The 18217-nt window shown below is 42.5% G+C and carries 16 protein-coding genes; all 16 read left to right on the top strand.

Translation table 11 applies throughout. The features are described from left to right. The first annotated feature begins 70 nt into the window (after positions 1 to 70). The 16 genes from bshC to ftsA all read left to right on the top strand — a co-directional run bounded on the left by bshC (position 71) and on the right by ftsA (position 18197). Positions 71 to 1699: a bacillithiol biosynthesis cysteine-adding enzyme BshC gene (gene bshC, locus HNR31_RS04250; protein WP_181555025.1), complete on the top strand. Its 1629-nt coding sequence runs from the start codon at positions 71 to 73 to the stop codon at positions 1697 to 1699. Between the two features lie 261 nt (positions 1700 to 1960). Further along, entirely contained in the window at positions 1961 to 2893 is a 933-nt protein-coding gene (gene rsmH / locus HNR31_RS04245; RefSeq protein WP_181555024.1) for a 16S rRNA (cytosine(1402)-N(4))-methyltransferase RsmH, read from the top strand. Positions 2894 to 2915: 22 nt separating this feature from the next. After that, the gene (ftsL, locus tag HNR31_RS04240; protein WP_181555023.1) at positions 2916 to 3275 is read left to right on the top strand and encodes a cell division protein FtsL; all 360 of its coding nucleotides are present in this window, start codon (positions 2916 to 2918) and stop codon (positions 3273 to 3275) included. Positions 3276 to 3281: 6 nt separating this feature from the next. Next, positions 3282 to 5498: a penicillin-binding protein gene (locus HNR31_RS04235; protein WP_181555022.1), complete on the top strand. Its 2217-nt coding sequence runs from the start codon at positions 3282 to 3284 to the stop codon at positions 5496 to 5498. Between the two features lie 75 nt (positions 5499 to 5573). Further along, complete coding sequence (locus HNR31_RS04230; RefSeq protein WP_181555021.1) at positions 5574 to 7520, top strand: stage V sporulation protein D; 1947 nt, start codon at positions 5574 to 5576, stop codon at positions 7518 to 7520. Positions 7521 to 7636: 116 nt separating this feature from the next. Beyond that, entirely contained in the window at positions 7637 to 9109 is a 1473-nt protein-coding gene (locus tag HNR31_RS04225) for a UDP-N-acetylmuramoyl-L-alanyl-D-glutamate--2,6-diaminopimelate ligase (protein ID WP_181555020.1), read from the top strand. Then, on the top strand, positions 9103 to 9552 hold the full coding sequence (locus HNR31_RS04220) for a hypothetical protein (protein WP_181555019.1): 450 nt from the start codon (positions 9103 to 9105) through the stop codon (positions 9550 to 9552). Before HNR31_RS04225 ends, HNR31_RS04220 begins: the two co-directional genes overlap by 7 nt. After that, a complete protein-coding gene (mraY, locus tag HNR31_RS04215; protein ID WP_181555018.1) occupies positions 9546 to 10520 on the top strand; it encodes a phospho-N-acetylmuramoyl-pentapeptide-transferase in 975 nt (324 codons plus the stop codon). The genes HNR31_RS04220 and mraY overlap by 7 nt, the downstream gene beginning before the upstream one ends. A 15-nt stretch (positions 10521 to 10535) precedes the next feature. Next, entirely contained in the window at positions 10536 to 11876 is a 1341-nt protein-coding gene (murD, locus tag HNR31_RS04210; RefSeq protein WP_374058289.1) for a UDP-N-acetylmuramoyl-L-alanine--D-glutamate ligase, read from the top strand. Positions 11877 to 11920: 44 nt separating this feature from the next. Continuing rightward, entirely contained in the window at positions 11921 to 13021 is a 1101-nt protein-coding gene (gene spoVE / locus HNR31_RS04205; RefSeq protein WP_181555016.1) for a stage V sporulation protein E, read from the top strand. 121 nt (positions 13022 to 13142) lie between these two features. Further along, a complete protein-coding gene (murB, locus tag HNR31_RS04200; protein ID WP_181555015.1) occupies positions 13143 to 14054 on the top strand; it encodes a UDP-N-acetylmuramate dehydrogenase in 912 nt (303 codons plus the stop codon). A 156-nt stretch (positions 14055 to 14210) separates the two neighbouring features. Then, a complete protein-coding gene (locus HNR31_RS04195; protein ID WP_181555014.1) occupies positions 14211 to 14996 on the top strand; it encodes a cell division protein FtsQ/DivIB in 786 nt (261 codons plus the stop codon). Continuing rightward, a complete protein-coding gene (locus tag HNR31_RS04190; protein ID WP_181555013.1) occupies positions 14977 to 15678 on the top strand; it encodes a DUF881 domain-containing protein in 702 nt (233 codons plus the stop codon). The genes HNR31_RS04195 and HNR31_RS04190 overlap by 20 nt, the downstream gene beginning before the upstream one ends. A gap of 39 nt (positions 15679 to 15717) precedes the next feature. Continuing rightward, entirely contained in the window at positions 15718 to 16440 is a 723-nt protein-coding gene (locus HNR31_RS04185; protein WP_228485614.1) for a DUF881 domain-containing protein, read from the top strand. 1 nt (position 16441) lies between these two features. Continuing rightward, positions 16442 to 16804 (top strand): small basic family protein, encoded by a 363-nt coding sequence (locus HNR31_RS04180; protein WP_181555012.1) that lies wholly within the window; start codon positions 16442 to 16444, stop codon positions 16802 to 16804. 112 nt (positions 16805 to 16916) lie between these two features. After that, positions 16917 to 18197, top strand: coding sequence for a cell division protein FtsA (ftsA, locus tag HNR31_RS04175; RefSeq protein ID WP_181555011.1), 1281 nt, complete (start codon positions 16917 to 16919; stop codon positions 18195 to 18197). Positions 18198 to 18217: the final 20 nt, after the last annotated feature.

Raw genomic sequence — 18217 nt, 5'->3', positions numbered from 1 at the left:
TCATTTATAAAAAGAAATGCTATACTCATGGGAGGAAAATAAGCAAGAACGAGAAAGGGAGTTTACAGACATGGAGATGTGGGAAATTTCTTTACCAGCAACAACACCGTTAGCAACAGATTATATAAATGGGACATTTCCGCTCGAAACAGGATTCGTTTATTCGTTTCAGGAAGAGGATGTGTTTCGGAGGCGGGTGCGTGAACTAAAAGACAAAACGTATCCGCGTCGTGAGTTAGTCAACTATTTGCGTTCCTATCATGAGAGGTTTCAAGCAAGTCCGCAAACATTGCGAAATATCGAAAAGCTGCTTGATCCGTCTAGTGTTGTCATAGTCGGAGGGCAACAAGCTGGCTTATTGACGGGGCCGCTTTATACGATCTATAAAATCATATCGATTTTGAAGTTAGCAAAAGAACAGGAGAAGGCGTTAGGAGTTCCGGTTGTTCCGATTTTTTGGATCGCCGGAGAGGATCACGATATCGCTGAAGTTGATCATCTTTATGTTGTTGAAGAAGGAAAAATTAAAAAGCGAACCTACCCGCATTCTGTTCATGAAAAGAGGATGGTCGCGGAGGTGCCTATTGATCAACAAGCCTGTTTACAATGGATTCAACAAATTGTGGAGACGTATGGGGAAACCAATACGACAAATGAAATGCTCGATTTTCTTGCGCGTTGTTTAGATGAGGCGAAAACATTTGTTGATTTTTTTGCTTTCATTGTGTTGCGTCTGTTCGCTTCCGAAGGGTTGGTTGTCCTTAACGCTGCTGATGAAGCGCTAAGGAAGATCGAAAGCGACTTTTTCGTCACATTAATCGAGAGACATAATGAAATCACAACGGCGGTCTTGCAACAACAACATCGCCTAAAGCAGATCGGTTATGAAAAAACACTTGAGGTATCCCCGCAATCAGCCAATTTATTTTATTATGATGGCCGCGAGCGGTGGTTGCTCGAATGTGACGGGCAAGAAGGCATGTTCCGCAGCAAAAAAGGTGACATCGTTGTATCAAAAGATGAGTTAATATTGTTAGCAAAAACGAACCCGTACAGATTAAGTAACAATGTTGTGACACGGCCGCTTATGCAGGAATTTTTATTGCCAACTTTAGCGTTTATTGCAGGACCTGGAGAAATTGCGTATTGGGCGGAATTGAGAGAAGCGTTTGCGCTGTTGGGGTATACAATGCCGCCTGTCGTTCCGCGCCTCCATATAACCATGGTGGAGCGATCAATTCACACAGATTTATACGAGGTTGGCTTGACGGTTCTTGATGTTTTGCACGGTCGCACCGAACAGGCGAAGAAGGAATGGCTATCGCGTCAAGTGGATTATTCGCTTGGTGACGTGTTTGCTAAAGCGAAAGCTGATATCGAGACAATTCATCGACCATTGAGGGAAATCGGAATGGAGATTGACCGCGGTTTAGCAGATTTATTGACGAAGAATGCCGCTCTTGTTCAATCGCAAATCGATTTTCTTCAGCAAACATTGCAACGTGCCATTGAAAAGAAATATGAAATCGAGCTGCGAAAATTCGCCCGCATCGAAACGTCGTTATTGCCGAATCAAGCGCCACAGGAGCGAATTTGGAACATTTTTTATTACATAAACAAATATGGTTTTGATATTATTGACCAATTGATGAGCTTAACATATACGTGGAATGGCACGCATAAAATTGTTTATATTTAACAGAAAACGTCGAAAAGAAAAGTCCTGTTTCATACAGGATTTTTTTTTACAAACGAGAATAGTACAGAAAGAACAATTCGTGGAAATAAAAGTAAAACGAATATTCGTTCTCATTGGCTGAACTTCTGGACGGAATGCGACACAAATAAACACAATAAGACGATTTTTTACAAAAAACACCTAAAAATTTGTTTCATTTTACGATATAATAAATAGACGGTCACTTACATAGACAGCATGAAAGATAAAGGTGGTGAGACTGTGTTTGAACATACAACAGTCTTGTTAAAAGAAACGGTTGATGGATTGCAAGTCAAACCGAATGGAATTTATGTAGACTGTACACTCGGCGGTGGAGGGCATAGCGAATATTTGCTCTCACAACTGTCAGAAGAAGGAAGATTATTTGCGTTTGATCAAGATGATGTGGCAATAGAGCATGCGAAAACCAAGTTAGCACGCTATGAAAAGCAAGTGACGTTTATTAAAAGTAATTTTCGTTTTTTAAAAAGAAAATTAGCTGAGTATGGCATTGATCAAGTAGATGGTATTTTGTTTGATTTGGGGGTGTCTTCTCCGCAACTCGATACACCTGAGCGCGGATTTAGTTACCATCACGATGCGCCGCTTGATATGCGTATGAATCGCGATCAGTCACTAACTGCTTACGACATTGTCAACACGTGGTCGTATGATCAACTAGTACACATCTTTTTTCACTATGGGGAGGAAAAGTTTTCGAAACAAGTAGCACGGAAAATTGAGGCGGCTCGAAACCAAAAGTCTATTGAAACAACGGGAGAATTAGTGGAAATCATTAAAGAGGCTATTCCGGCCCCTGCACGAAGAAGCGGCGGGCACCCAGCAAAGCGAATTTTTCAGGCGATCCGTATTGCTGTTAACGATGAACTGCAGGCCTTCAAAGAGGCAGTTTACCAAGCGATTGATTTGTTAAAACCAGGTGGGAGAATTAGCGTTATTACGTTCCACTCTCTTGAAGATCGCATTTGTAAACTTGCGTTTAAAGAGGCAAGCGAAGGACCAAAACTTCCTCCGGGGTTGCCAGTTATTCCTAAAGAGTATCAGCCAACATTAAAGCTCATTACGAAAAAACCGATCGTTCCTTCCGAAGAGGAAGTAGAGACAAATCATCGTGCACGTTCGGCGAAGCTGCGCATCGCTGAAAAGCTATAAGAGAGAGTAGGAGGAGAAACCGATGAATAATACGGCGGTAAAAATTCAAGAAAACCAGCGACAACATTCATCAACACGTCCACATGTAAAGCGAAAGCGAAAATTAAAAATTCGCTTCACTTTAGGAGAAAAGCTTATTTTTGTCTCATTTCTCTTATTCGCGCTTTATGCGGCCATCCACATTGTTTCAAACCAGGTGGCTATCTATCAGATGAATAAAGAGATTCAACAACTGGAAGAAACGATTCAAGAGCAAAAAAAGCATAACAATGATCTATATGTCGAAGTGCAACAATTAAGCACATACGAGCGCATTTTGCAAAAAGCGAAAGAGCTCGGCCTTTCCTTGAACGAAAATAATGTAAAAGTTGTACAGGAATGATGGAGGATGGAAGCGAAAAAACATAAAAATACACATAAAGGAGCAGCACTATTATTTCTCGTATTTAGCCTGCTCTTTTTTGTATTATTTGCTCGGTTTGTTCAACTGCAAGTGACCGGAGTGGCTGACGGCCAAGTGTTAGCAGCGAAAGCGGAAGAAAAATATAAGCAAAAACGAACGATTGAGGCGAGACGCGGCACCATTTTCGATCGGAATGGAGAAGCGCTCGCGGAAGATACGCCTTCTTATACAGTAGTGGCTGTGCTTGATCCGAAAATGACAACGGACCCAAGCCACCCAAAACATGTCGTTGACCCGGAGATGACGGCGAAAAAATTAGCTCCGCTTTTAGATATGGATGTAAGCGAAGTGGAACGGGTTTTAAAAAAGAAGGCTAAGCAAGTTGAATTTGGTACACATGGCCGCAATATTAGCTATGAACTGAAGAAAAAAATTGAAGCCCTGAAGTTGCCGGGGATCGGCTTTATCCGTGATACGAAGCGGTTTTATCCGAACGGAACGTTTGCATCCCATATCATTGGATATGCTCAAAAAACAGAAAAAAGCGGAAACGAAACCATTGGCATAATGGGGCTTGAAAAAAGCTTAAATGATTATTTGCGCGAAAAAGATGGGTATGTCGCATTTCGCGGAGATTCGGAAGGATTTCGTTTGCCTGATACAAAGGAAACGATCGTTCCACCTGATAATGGTGACAATGTGTATCTAACGATCGATCAAAAAATACAAACATTTTTAGAAGATTCGATGAATCAAGTCGAAAAGCAATATAAGCCGAAAAAAATCATCGCGATCGTTGCCAACCCGAAAACGGGGGAAATTTTAGCGATGGGGACAAGGCCAAGTTTTGATCCGAACAAACGAAATATTGAAAACTATTTAAATGACGCGATTTCTTATCCGTATGAACCCGGTTCGACGATGAAAATATTTACGCTTGCTGCCGCGATTAACGAAGGGGTCTACAATGGAAACGAGCTGTACCGTTCCGGATCTTACAAAGTTGGACCAAACGAAATCCGTGACCATAATAGAGTTGGATGGGGAACGATTTCGTTTAATGAAGGTGTCCAACGTTCGTCCAACGTTGCTTTTGCGATTTTAGTGAAAGAAAAGTTAGGAGAAGATCGCTTTTTGCAATATTTGCATCGATTTCACTTTCATGAGAAAACGGGAATTGATCTCCCGGGGGAAGCTGTTGGTAACATCGTTTATAAATATCCCATTGAAAAATTAACAACAGCATTTGGACAAGGAACATCGGTTACTCCGATTCAGCAAATTCAAGCGGCAACCGCGATTGCTAACGGTGGGAAAATGATGAAGCCATACGTCATCGATCGCATCGTTGACCCTGATACAAAAAAAGTCGTTGTCGAGCATCATCCGGAAGTGGTAGGCCAACCGATTACGAAAGAAACGGCCCAAAAAGTCTTGGATATCTTAGAAACGGTCGTTACTTCGGAGAATGGAACAGGTCGTCCTTACCAAATTGAAGGATACCAGGTTGCTGGAAAAACGGGAACCGCACAAATTCCTTCTCCAAAAGGTGGTTATTTAACTGGATATGACAACTATATTTTCTCATTTTTGGGGATGGCTCCAAAAGAAAATCCGCAATTGTTAATGTATGTTGCTGTTCAGCAACCAAAGCTGTCGTACACAGAAACAGGGGCGGCACCGGTTTCGATGATTTTTAATACGGTCATGAAAAATAGTTTACAGTATTTAAATATTCGCCCTTCTTCTAAATCGATAGAAACGAAAGAAGAGAAAAAGGGAATTTCTCTCGAGTCGTATGTCGGTGTACCCGTTGAAGAAGCGGTACAAGAGTTAAAGGAAAAAGGGCTCACTCCAATTGTCATTGGCAATGGCGGACAAATTGAGGCACAGCTCCCGTCAGCAGGAGAGGACGTCATTGCTGGGGAGAGAGTCATCTTAAAGACGAATGGGAAAGCAGTAATGCCTGATATTCGTGGTTGGTCGCTACGCGATATTATGAAAGTAGTTGAGCTGCTTCATCTGCAACCAAGCATGAAAGGATATGGATATGCTGTTACGCAAAATATCCGTCCGGGAACCGAGGTCAAGAAAGACGATTATTTAATTGTTGAACTTGCCAAACCAGAAAAATGGAAAGAGCGAATGAAAGAAGAAAAAAAGACAAATACGAAAAAAGACAGCGGCAAGCCGGTTGATTAAGATTAGGAATGTTCTACAATGACAAGTACAAGCATATAGTGGAACGAGCCTATAATGAGGGAGGTTCCTTACTGTATGCGCGTTTCACACGTCACTGTTCGCAAGCGGCTTGCGATTGTGCTGCTCATCGGAGTGCTTATTTTTGCCATTATTGACATTCGTTTAGGGTATGTCCAATTTATATTGGGAGACATGTTAACTGAACGAGCGAAAGGATCATGGAGCCGGAACATTCCGTTCGAACCGAAGCGCGGGGAAATTTTGGATCGAAACGGGGTTCCGCTTGCCACAAATGTTAGTGCTCCGACGGTTTATGTCGTTCCGCGGCAAGTGGAGAATCCAGCCGAAACGGCGGAAAAATTGGCCAAAGTATTAAATATGCCTGTCGAAAAAGCATACAAGCATGTTACGAAACGAACATCGATCGAACGGATTCCAGAGGGGCGAAAAATTTCGTATGAGAAGGCGAAAGAAATTCGTTCTCTCGGCTTAAAAGGAGTCTATATTGCAGAGGATACGAAGAGATATTATCCGTTTGGGAGCTATTTGTCTCATGTTTTGGGCTTTACCGGTATCGACAATCAAGGTTTGACAGGATTAGAGTTATATTATGATAAAGAGCTAAGCGGCCAAAAAGGTTCGGTGCAATTTTACTCTGATGCAAAAGGAAAACGAATGCCGAATATGGCCGATGAATATACGCCGCCAACCGATGGTTTAAACTTACAGCTGACAATTGACTCACGCGTTCAAACGATCGTCGAACGTGAATTAGATATTGCTGAAGCGAAATACAATCCTGATGGAATTATTGCGATTGCAATGAATCCAAATACAGGGGAAGTACTGGCGATGGCAAGTCGACCTACTTTTGACCCTACGAACTATCGCAACGTTCTGCCGGAAATATATAACCGCAATTTACCGGTATGGAGTACGTATGAGCCTGGTTCGACGTTTAAAATTATTACATTAGCTGCTGCATTAGAAGAGAAAAAAGTCGATTTGCTCAAAGATCATTTTTACGATCCGGGTTATGTGAAAGTGGCAGGTGCGACGTTACGCTGTTGGAAAAGAGGGGGGCACGGGGATGAAACGTTTTTAGAAGTTGTGCAAAACTCGTGTAACCCCGGCTTCGTGGAATTAGGTAAACGTCTAGGAAAAGAAAAACTATTTAAGTATATCAAAGCGTTTGGTTTCGGCGAAAAAACGGGCATTGATTTACAAGGAGAAGGAACGGGGATTTTATTTGACATGAAGCGTGTCGGTCCTGTTGAACAAGCAACGACTGCCTTTGGCCAAGGAGTTTCCGTAACGCCGATTCAACAAGTGGCGGCGGTTTCGGCAGCGGTTAATGGCGGAATTTTATATACGCCATACATTGCGAAAGAATGGGTCGACCCTGAATCAGGGGAAGTTGTTAGCCGAAATACACCAAAAGCGAAGCGACGTGTTATTTCCGAGGAAACATCGAAGCAAATTCGTTATGCGCTTGAAAGTGTCGTTGCCCAAGGAACAGGGAAAGGGGCTTTCGTCGAAGGCTACCGCATCGGCGGAAAAACTGGAACGGCACAAAAAGCGAAAGATGGTCGATATTTAAAAGACAATTATATTGTTTCCTTTATCGGCTTTGCGCCAGCGGATGACCCACAGTTAGTCGTTTATGTAGCGGTAGATAATCCGAAAGGCACAGTGCAATTTGGCGGAGTAGTTGCTGCACCAATTGTTGGGAAAATTATGGAAGATAGTTTGCGGGCGCTTGGAGTTAAACCGCGCAAAGATCAAATTGAAAAAGAACGGGCATGGAATGAAACGAAAATGGTCAAAGTTCCTAATTTAGTAGGTTTATCAAAAAAAGACTTGCAAGAGCAGCTTTTTAACTTAAAATTAGATGTTAGTGGAGAAGGTGAGGTCGTCGTCGAACAAGCTCCAAAACCAGGAGTGAAAGTAAAAGATGGTGCAACGATTCGTATCTACCTAGGGCCAAAATCAACCGAAACGTCTGCTGGAGAATCACGTTAAGAACGAATCGATTCATGATGACAAGGGGCGATCGCATTAGTCGTTGAACAGCCCCTTCTTTTCCGTTTTTTTACCGTTCCCTTCACAGAGAATTCAAACGAGAGGAATGAGCAAAGATGAAACTGCAAACGTTGCTTTCTTATTTGCACGATTTTACAATATATGTTGGAGACAATCCGACGATTACATCCATCGAAATGGACTCGCGGCAGGTTAAACAAGGGTCTTTATTTATTTGTGTTCGAGGATTTACGGTTGACGGTCACGATTTTGCTAAGCAAGCAGTGGAAAATGGGGCTGTTGCCGTTATCGCAGAACGACAGGTTGATGTCAATGTTCCTGTTGTCATCGTTCGTGACAGTCGCCGTGCGATGGCGGTGCTTGCTGATGCATTTTACGGACAGCCGACCCATCGTTTACATTTAATCGGTGTTACGGGCACAAATGGGAAAACAACGACGACTCATATAATAGAGCACATATTTCGAAAGGCAAAGAAAAAAACAGGCCTTATCGGGACCGTTCATATGAAAATTGGCGACAAAACATACAATGTTCAAAATACCACTCCAGAGTCGCTCATATTGCAAAAAACGTTTAAACAGATGGTGGATGAGAACGTCGATGTTGCCATTATGGAAGTATCGTCCCATGCGCTGCATATGGGGCGTGTGCACGGCTGTGATTATGATGTAGCGGTGTTTACGAACTTGACGCAAGACCATTTAGATTACCATCGAACAATGGATGAGTATCGTCAAGCGAAAGGACTGTTGTTTGCACAGCTTGGCAATCGTTTTGATCATCGGCGTCCGAAATTTGCGGTTCTTAATCAGGATGACCCTGCTTCAGAGCAATATAAGCACATGACAGCGGCAACGCTGATTACATACGGCATTGAAAAAGAAAGCGACATCATGGCAAAGAGGATCGACATGACGCCAAGCGGAATGGCGTTTGATTTAGTAACACCATATGAAACCGTTCGGGTGAAAACGAAGCTAGTCGGTCGCTTTAACGTGTATAACTTGTTAGCGGCTGTAGCGGCTTGTCTCGTATCGGACGTTTCTCTTTCGACCATTGTGGAGTCGATTGAAGAAATTTCAGGGGTTCCTGGGCGGCTTGAAACAGTCGATGAAGGGCAAGACTTTGCTGTCATTGTCGATTATGCCCATACACCAGACAGCTTAGAAAACGTCTTGAAAACAATCCGGCAATTTGCGCAACACCGTGTTTATGTTATTGTCGGTTGTGGCGGTGACCGCGACCGGACAAAACGTCCGTTAATGGCACAAATTGCAACACAATACGCGGATGTTGCCATTTTCACTTCTGACAACCCACGTTCCGAACGTCCGGAAGATATTTTGAAAGATATGGAAGCTGGTGTTAAAGGAGCAGAGTATGTCACCATTGTGGATCGAAAAGAAGCGATTCGCTATGCAGTCGAGCAAGCGAAAGAAGGGGATATTATTTTAATCGCTGGCAAAGGGCATGAAACGTATCAGATCATCGGAGACGAAGTGATTGAATTTGATGACCGCCTTGTAGCTCGCCAAGCGATTAAGGAGCGGAAAGCGCGATGTTAACCTATCGAATGCTCAAACAATTATTTCCTTCTACGCGGGGGATTGTCGACGATACGATTAAGTTTTATCATGTTTTTGTTGATCCATATCAACAAGCGCCAAAGGGATTATTTGTTCCGCTTATGGATGCAGCTGAATCATTGAAAATTGCTATTGAGCATGGAGCGATTGCTTCCCTGTGGCAAGAAGGAATGGATTTACCACGATACATTCCGAATCATTTTCCCGTCTTTTTCGTTCCATCGCCCCTTCAAGGGCTACAGATGATAGTAGAAACATATCAAAAAACAAAAGAAGCAGGAAATGAAACTATATTTTCTCTTACTATTCATCATAATGAACAAAGTCGCTCATATGATATAGCGGTAATGGATCAATTGAAACAACTACAACAGAAATGGTTCAGTGCTCAAGGACAAGAAGGATGTGAACGGTCATGCTAGAGCAAGTCATCGTGTTTACCATCATCACGGCCTTTGCCATTACAGTATTGTTATCGCCTATTTTTATTCCTTTCTTAAGAAGGCTAAAATTCGGGCAAAGCATACGAGAGGAAGGGCCAAAATCGCATCAAAAAAAATCTGGTACCCCAACGATGGGGGGAATCATGATTTTATTATCGATTGTCATCACGACACTTTTTATGACGAACAAGTTTGCTAGTGTAACGGTCGAAACGTACTTATTGCTATTGGTGACGATCGGCTACGGCGTGCTCGGCTTTTTAGATGACTTTATTAAAGTGGTGATGAAGCGCAACCTCGGTTTAACAAGTAAACAAAAATTCATTGGCCAACTCATTATTGCGCTTATCTTTTATATGGTTTATCAACGAAATGGATTTTCCACTGCCTTACATATTCCAGGAACAGATCTGTCGATTGATTTAGGCTGGGGCTATATTTTGCTGCTTATTTTTATGCTTGTTGGCGGCTCGAATGCGGTAAACCTAACAGACGGTTTAGACGGATTATTGGCAGGAACCGCAGCGATTGCATTTGGTGCCTATGCTGTTCTTGCGTGGAATCAAGGCCAATATGATGTCTCTATTTTTAGTGTTGCGGTTGTCGGCGCTGTTCTTGGTTTTCTTGTGTTTAACGCCCACCCGGCCAAAGTGTTCATGGGTGACACAGGATCGCTTGCATTAGGGGGAGCGATCGCTGCGGTAGCCATGCTAACAAAGCTAGAACTATTGCTTGTCATCATTGGTGGCGTATTTGTCATCGAAACATTATCGGTGATTATTCAAGTGATTTCTTTTAAAACAACAGGAAAACGAGTATTTCGCATGAGTCCATTGCATCATCATTATGAGCTAATCGGCTGGTCCGAATGGCGTGTTGTCGTCACGTTTTGGGCGGTTGGCTTATTATTTGCAATGCTCGGAATTTATATAGAGGTGTGGATTTAATTGAAACAGGTGACGATGTATCAAAATAAACGTGTGTTAGTCATTGGTTTAGCGAAAAGCGGATTTGCTGCAGCCAGCTTGCTTCATGAATTAGGTGCAAACGTAACGGTTAATGACCAAAAGCCGTTTGCGGAAAATGAAGCGGCGCAGCAATTAGAAAAATTAGGAATCCGCGTCGTTTGCGGTGGACATCCGCTCGAATTGCTTGATGAACCGTTTGATTTGATTGTCAAAAATCCAGGAATTCCATATACGAACCCGATTGTCGAGAAGGCATTAAAAAAAGGGCTTCCGGTGATAACGGAAGTCGAGCTGGCGTACCAAATTTCTGAAGCACCGTTGATCGGCATTACTGGTTCGAATGGCAAAACAACGACCACAACGCTAATTTATGAAATGTTAAAAGAAGGGAACAAACACCCCCTTATTGCAGGGAATATCGGAACGGTTGCTTGCGAGGTAGCGAAAACAGCTAGAGAGGAAAATTGGATTGTTACAGAATTATCTTCATTTCAACTCATGGGCATTTGTGAATTTCGCCCTCGCATCGCCGTATTGCTGAACATTTTTGACGCTCATCTTGACTACCATGGGACAAAAGAAGCATATGTGCAAGCGAAAGGAAACATCTTTAGAAATCAAACAACGAGCGATTATGCTGTTGTTAATGCAGACGATAACACCGTGATGAAACTTGCTGAGGGTTTTGATGCGACAAAAATATTATTTTCGACGACAAAAATATTAGAGAATGGGGCATATATCAAAGATGGCTCGGTTTACTGGAACGAGGAAGCTGTCATTGCTACATCGGATATTGCCCTACCTGGAAAGCATAATCTTGAAAATATATTAGCGGCGATTTCAGTAGCGAAATTAGTGGGCGTAGACAATGAGACGATCGCACATGTATTAATGACATTTACTGGGGTGAAACATCGTCTCCAATATATAGCGACTATCAATGGAAGAAAATTTTTCAATGATTCGAAAGCGACGAACATACTTGCAACACAAAAAGCATTGTCTGCTTTCGAAGGTGAACCTGTTATTCTTTTAGCAGGTGGACTTGACCGCGGCAACGAGTTTGATGAGCTTATCCCTTATTTGCACAATGTTAAGGCGATCATTTTATTTGGACAAACCGCTCCTAAACTAGAGCGTGTCGCGAAACAGGCGGGAATAGAAACGATTAAACATGTCGATAATGTGGAAAAAGCGGTACCTGTTGCTTATCAATTATCCGAGCCGGGGGATGTTATTTTGTTGTCACCGGCATGTGCAAGTTGGGATCAATATAAAACTTTTGAACAAAGAGGGGATATTTTTATAGGCGCCGTGCATAAGTTGAAATAAGGAGACATGCTCCTTACAGTTTATCAAAGCAGAGGTGTTGGGCATTGCCGCGGAAAAAGTCTACGCCTGATTTTTTGCTCATTGTCCTTACGTTTTCGCTTCTTGCGATCGGGCTGATTATGGTGTATAGTGCCAGTGCAGTTTGGGCAGAGTATAAGTTTCACGACGCATTTTTCTTTGCGAAACGGCAACTTTTATTTGCTGGAGTCGGAATCATCGCGATGTTTTTTATTATGAACATCGACTATTGGATATGGCGGGACTGGTCGAAAGTATTACTCATTATTTGTTTTGCCCTGCTTGTTCTCGTCTTAATTCCCGGAGTCGGGATGGTGCGAAATGGGTCGCGCAGTTGGATTGGTGTCGGCGCGTTCTCGATCCAGCCGTCAGAATTTATGAAACTTGCGATGATTGCTTTTTTAGGCAAATACTTATCGGACAATCAAAAAAAAATAACATCTTTTAAGCATGGCTTGTTCCCGGCGTTAGCGCTTGTGTTCGTCGCATTTGGGATTATTATGTTGCAACCTGATTTAGGAACGGGAACAGTCATGGTGGGTACGTGTATCGCGATGATTTTTGTAGCTGGTGCGCGAATTCGTCATTTCGTCGGGTTAGGCCTGCTGGGATTAGCTGGATTTGCTGCCCTCGTCTTATCGGCACCGTATCGCATTAAGCGGATTACGTCGTTTTTGAATCCATGGGAAGACCCACTTGGAAGCGGGTTTCAAATTATTCAATCTCTTTATGCGATTGGACCGGGCGGATTATTTGGACTAGGGTTAGGACAAAGTCGGCAAAAGTTTTTTTATTTGCCTGAACCGCAAACGGATTTCATTTTTGCAATTTTAGCTGAAGAACTTGGGTTCATCGGCGGATCACTTGTACTGTTACTATTCAGCTTACTTCTTTGGCGCGGAGTACGAATCGCTCTTGGGGCTCCTGATTTATATGGAAGTTTTCTTGCGATTGGCATCATCTCGATGATTGCGATTCAAGTAATGATTAATATTGGCGTTGTCACAGGGTTAATGCCGGTAACAGGGATTACGCTGCCATTTTTAAGCTATGGTGGTTCATCGTTAACGCTGATGCTTATGGCTATTGGGGTTTTGCTGAATATTAGCAAACATGCGCGCTATTGAGAACAGGGGAATCTCTTCATTTCATGGATTGAGGAGAAAGCCCCTCTCCTTTTGTGAGCAGGGGGCGACAGTCACAAAAAACAGATACGATGATACATAGATAGGAAAGGGGAGAATATCGTTGAAGCCGTTAGTAGCGGAGCTATTGGAAGCGAATATCGGTAAGGTAAAGGAACAAGAGCCGCTAGCAAACCATACAACGATGAAAGTTGGGGGGCCAGCGGATATTTTTGTGGAGCCGGACAGCATCGAAAGTCTAAAAAAAGCAATGGAGATTATTCAAAAACATCAAGTAAGCTGGCGGGCAATCGGCCGGGGATCGAACTTGCTAGTTTCCGATGAAGGAATAGAAGGAGTTGTCATTAAGCTCGGAGAAGGATTAGATGAATTGAAAGTCGAGGGAGAGGAAGTTACGGTTGGCGGTGGCTATTCACTGATCAGACTAGCAACAGTCATTAGTAAACAAGGATTATCTGGTCTTGAGTTTGCCGGTGGAATTCCGGGTTCAGTTGGCGGCGCCGTTTATATGAATGCTGGAGCTCACGGTTCGGATATGTCCCGTATAGTGAAAAAAGCACAAATTTTGTTTCCTGATGGAACGATCGAATGGCTTACCAATGAACAAATGGAGTTTGCCTATCGAACCTCAATTTTGCAAACAAAGCGCCCGGGAATTTGTCTTGCTGCGATTTTACAATTAAAACAAGGAAATCGTGAAGAAATTGTGGCAAGAATGCAAAAAAATAAAGACTATCGTCGCGAAACACAACCTTGGAACTATCCGTGCGCGGGCAGCATTTTCCGCAATCCATTGCCGCATTACGCAGGAAGGCTGATTGAGGAAGCAGGACTAAAAGGATATGCGATCGGTGGCGCGAAAATTTCTGAGCAGCATGCGAATTTTATCGTTAATGTAGGAAATGCCAAAGCTCAAGATGTTCTTGATTTGATTGACTATGTGAAAAAGACGATTAAACAGTTACACGGAATCGACTTGCAGACAGAAGTAGAAATCGTTGGTCGAAAGTCATAAAAATTGAGCCACTTCTTTCCCCATATTGTGTTATAATAGAAGCAGGTTTGTTCACAACTGTGAACATAAAGCTATAACGGCATGGAATAGTGCCGTTTGTTTTATTGTTACTTATCGACTTGCTTTCGAGTAAGCATCGGAAAGCGGTGAACGAATTTGGAAAAAGGGAAAGTCGTCGTTCTAGAAGAACGGGTGCCTAAGCTGAAACAGCGGCGAAAACAAAAAGCTAATCGCCGATTAACCATCTATATTGCCTTCTTTTTTATCCTTATTTTATGCATAATTTATTTCCAATCGCCGTTAAGCAATATCAAGCATATCGAAGTGAAAGGCAATAAGCATATTCCAGCCAAACAACTTATTGAATTTAGCGGTTTGACAAGCCGGACAAGCTTCTGGAAAGTAAAAGCCGAACAAGTTGAACGGCACATCAGTGCCCATCCGGAAGTGGAGAAAGTGCATCTTGAAAAACAGTTTCCTAATACGGTTGTCATACATGTCAAAGAGCGGAGAAGGATCGCTTATATCTATGATAAACAGACGTTCTTTCCGCTTTTAGAAAACGGTCGCATTTTAGTAAAAAACGCACCGAAAACAGCTCCAAGCGATGCACCGATTTTAGTAAATTGGAAAGAAGGAGAAGATATTCAAGAAATCGCTGGACAATTGGCTAAACTCCCTTCATACATATTGAGTGCCATTTCCGAAATTCACCATACGCCAAGCGACCACGACCGCTATCATATCACCGTCTACATGAATGATGGATTTGAGGTAAGTGCAAATGTACAAAATTTTGCTAAAAAGATGGTGTTATATCCATCAATTGTGAAGCAGTTAAATCCAAATGTGAAAGGTGTCATTCATTTGGAAGTCAGCAATTATTTTAAAGCGTACGAGTCCGAAACGAAGGGGGATGACAATGAAAAAGGTGAAAGGTAAACAGGTCATCCTTTCCTTTGTTTGCCTCGTGTTAGGGTTTATGATTTCTTTCTCTTACCAATATGCTAAAGATAAAGCAACAAAGCGAAATGTCACCGATCGACAATGGCAAAAAGAATACGAGTATCGTCAACAGCTCATTGAGCAACAAAAGGAAAATCGTAAATTAGAAGAAGAGTTAATCGAAAAACAACAAAAAGTTCAGCAAATGGAGAAGTCGTTAGCGAGCGAAAAAAAGACATATACAGATTTAGTCAAAGAAGCCGAACAATTGCGAATGTATACGGGAAAGATCGCAGTAAAAGGGAAAGGAATCGAAGTGACGCTATCAGATGCGTCTTACATTCCTTCTGAACAAAGCGCGACAGACTATATCGTTCATGAGCAACATGTCTTTAAAGTCATTCATGAATTACTTATCTCTGGAGCGGAAGCCATTGCCATTAATGGACAACGAATCTCGCACCGCTCGTACATTATGTGCAATGGACCGGTGATTGAAGTAGACGGAATCCAGCACTCTGCTCCTTTTGTCATTTCGGCCATTGGCGACCCTGACGTGCTTACTGCATCGCTTAATATAGCCGGGGGTGTGAAGGACCAACTTGTCAATGACAACATTGTTGTGAAAATTGTCAGCAAAGATGAAATTACATTAGATCCGATTTTTCATACGGAATAAACGTGATGGTTTTGGTGAAAACGGAAAGTTTGGTGAAGCTTGTTGGAACGAAAAAAAATGATTCACTTTACGCTGATTACAACGATTATCGGGTTTATGCTCGCGGTTCAATTTCAAACGATAAGGCAGCCGGTCGTGCGCGATACGCGTGATATTTGGGAACTTCGCAAAGATTTAAAACAGGAACAGGAGCTGCAGCACCGATTATTATTAGAGATTCGTGATTATGAAGAAAAGCTGCATAGCTATGAGAAAAAACAATCGACTAGTAAAGAAACCGTTCTGCAGGAAACAGTCAATGAGTTAAAGCAAGAAGCCGGATTAACAGAAGCAAAAGGAGCGGGGCTTGTGCTAACGATTGAGCCGTTTTATCCCGATAACTATGTCGGTCCGATTACAGAGACGGTATCTCCCGAATTATTAAAGAGACTCGTCAATGAATTGAACATGTATGGAGCAAAAGAAATTGCGATTGCTAATGAACGTATCATTAATACAACGGCGATTCGCGATGTAAACGGAGTAACGAAAGTGAATAATAGGAAACTAACGTCTTTGCCGATTGAAGTTAAAGTCATTGCTGATGATGTCCAATCGCTATATAGTCATTTACAAGTGTCGAACATTCTTGATGATTTTATTATCGAAAATTTGCAGTTGACCGTTTCTAAACCGATGTCGACCGTTATCCTTCCTCCGTATGAAGGGCAAGTGCGTGTGAAATATATGAAAGCGGTAAAAGCCGAAAAGGAGGAGAATTAATATGTGGCTTCCGCTGATCGGCTTAATCGTTGGCCTTGTATTGGGTCTGTTAACAGACTTGCGCGTTCCCGATGAATATTCTAACTATCTGTCGATTGCTGTATTGGCAGCGTTTGATACGCTGATCGGCGGCATTCGTGCTCATTTGCAAAACAGTTACGATGAAAGCGTGTTTATATCGGGGTTCTTTTTTAATATCATTCTAGCAGCAAGTTTAGCTTTTCTCGGTGTCCATCTTGGTGTAGACTTGTATTTAGCAGCTGTATTTGCTTTTGGAGTTCGTTTGTTTCAAAACATTGCTGTTATTCGTCGGATTTGGCTTACGAAATGGATGGAGAGGCGGCAAAAATCTGAAAAAAATTGAGTTTGAAAAAAGGGAATGTTTCTTGAATGTTGAATATATGAGTAAAATTCTAATCATCTCATCGCTGTTCGATACATCATATTGTTCACTTTGTTAAAGGAGGTGCCACAGAATGAACAGCAATGAAGTCGTTGTTAGTCTTGACATCGGTACATCCAGTGTTAAGGTTATTATTGGCGAAATGTTAAACGAATCGTTGAATATTATTGGAGTTGGCAATGTAAAATCCGAAGGGCTCAAAAAGGGCTCGATTGTTGATATAGATGAAACGGTTCAATCGATTAAACGTGCGATTGACCAAGCGGAACGAATGGTGGGCTTAACCATTAATCGCGTCGTCGTTGGCGTAACGGGCAACCATGTCCAGTTGCAAGACTGCCATGGTATTGTCGCTGTCTCTAGTGCCAATCGTGAAATTACCGACGAGGATGTAGCGCGTGTGATGGATGCCGCACAGGTGATGTCGATTCCACCGGATCGAGAAATTATCGGTGTCATCCCTAAGCAATTTATTGTCGATGGTCTCGACGGAATTAGCGATCCTCGCGGTATGCTTGGGGTGCGTCTCGAGATGGAAGGGACGATGATTACAGGAGCAAAGACGGTTTTACATAATTTGCTTCGTTGCGTCGAAAGAGCAGGGCTTGAAATTACTGATATTTGTTTACAACCGCTTGCCGCTGGTTCACTTGCTTTATCAAAGGATGAGAAAAACTTAGGTGTTGCGTTGGTAGATATCGGTGGAGGCTCTACCACTGTTGCCGTTTTTGAACAAGGATTTCTCCAAGCGACATCCGTTTTGCCAGTCGGGGGCGATCATATTACAAAAGACTTATCCATTGGTTTGCGGACGTCTACCGAAGACGCCGAAAAAATTAAATTAAAGCATGGACATGCCTTTTATGATCATGCTTCTGAAGAAGAAGTATTTAGCGTTCCAATCATTGGCACTGATCAGCACCAGCAATTTAGTCAGCTTGAGGTGGCTGATATTATTGAAGCAAGACTTGAAGAAATTTTTCAAATGGTTCAATATGAAATTCGTAAACTAGGATTTCGAGACTTACCGGGCGGATACGTCCTGACGGGCGGCGTTGCGAACATGCCGGGAATTTTGGAGCTTGCACAAATAGTGCTTGATAACAGTGTTCGCATTGCCATTCCAGATTATATTGGTGTGCGTGATCCACAGTATACAACAGGAGTCGGGCTCATTAAGTTTGCCTATCGTCAAGCGAGATTACAAGGTCGCTCGATTCCTGTTGCGGCAGCCGTAGCAGAATCGGCAGAAAAACGGCCACAAAAACAGCAGCCATCTAAAGCGAAACAAAAGGCGAAAGACGAGAATTTAGGGCAAAAAGTAAAAAAATTTTTCGGCTATTTCTTTGAATAGAGATTGAATTATTGGGAGGA

Source organism: Thermaerobacillus caldiproteolyticus (genome assembly GCF_013761245.1).
Taxonomy (GTDB): domain Bacteria; phylum Bacillota; class Bacilli; order Bacillales; family Anoxybacillaceae; genus Thermaerobacillus; species Thermaerobacillus caldiproteolyticus.
This window is presented reverse-complemented; position numbering and strand designations above follow the sequence as displayed.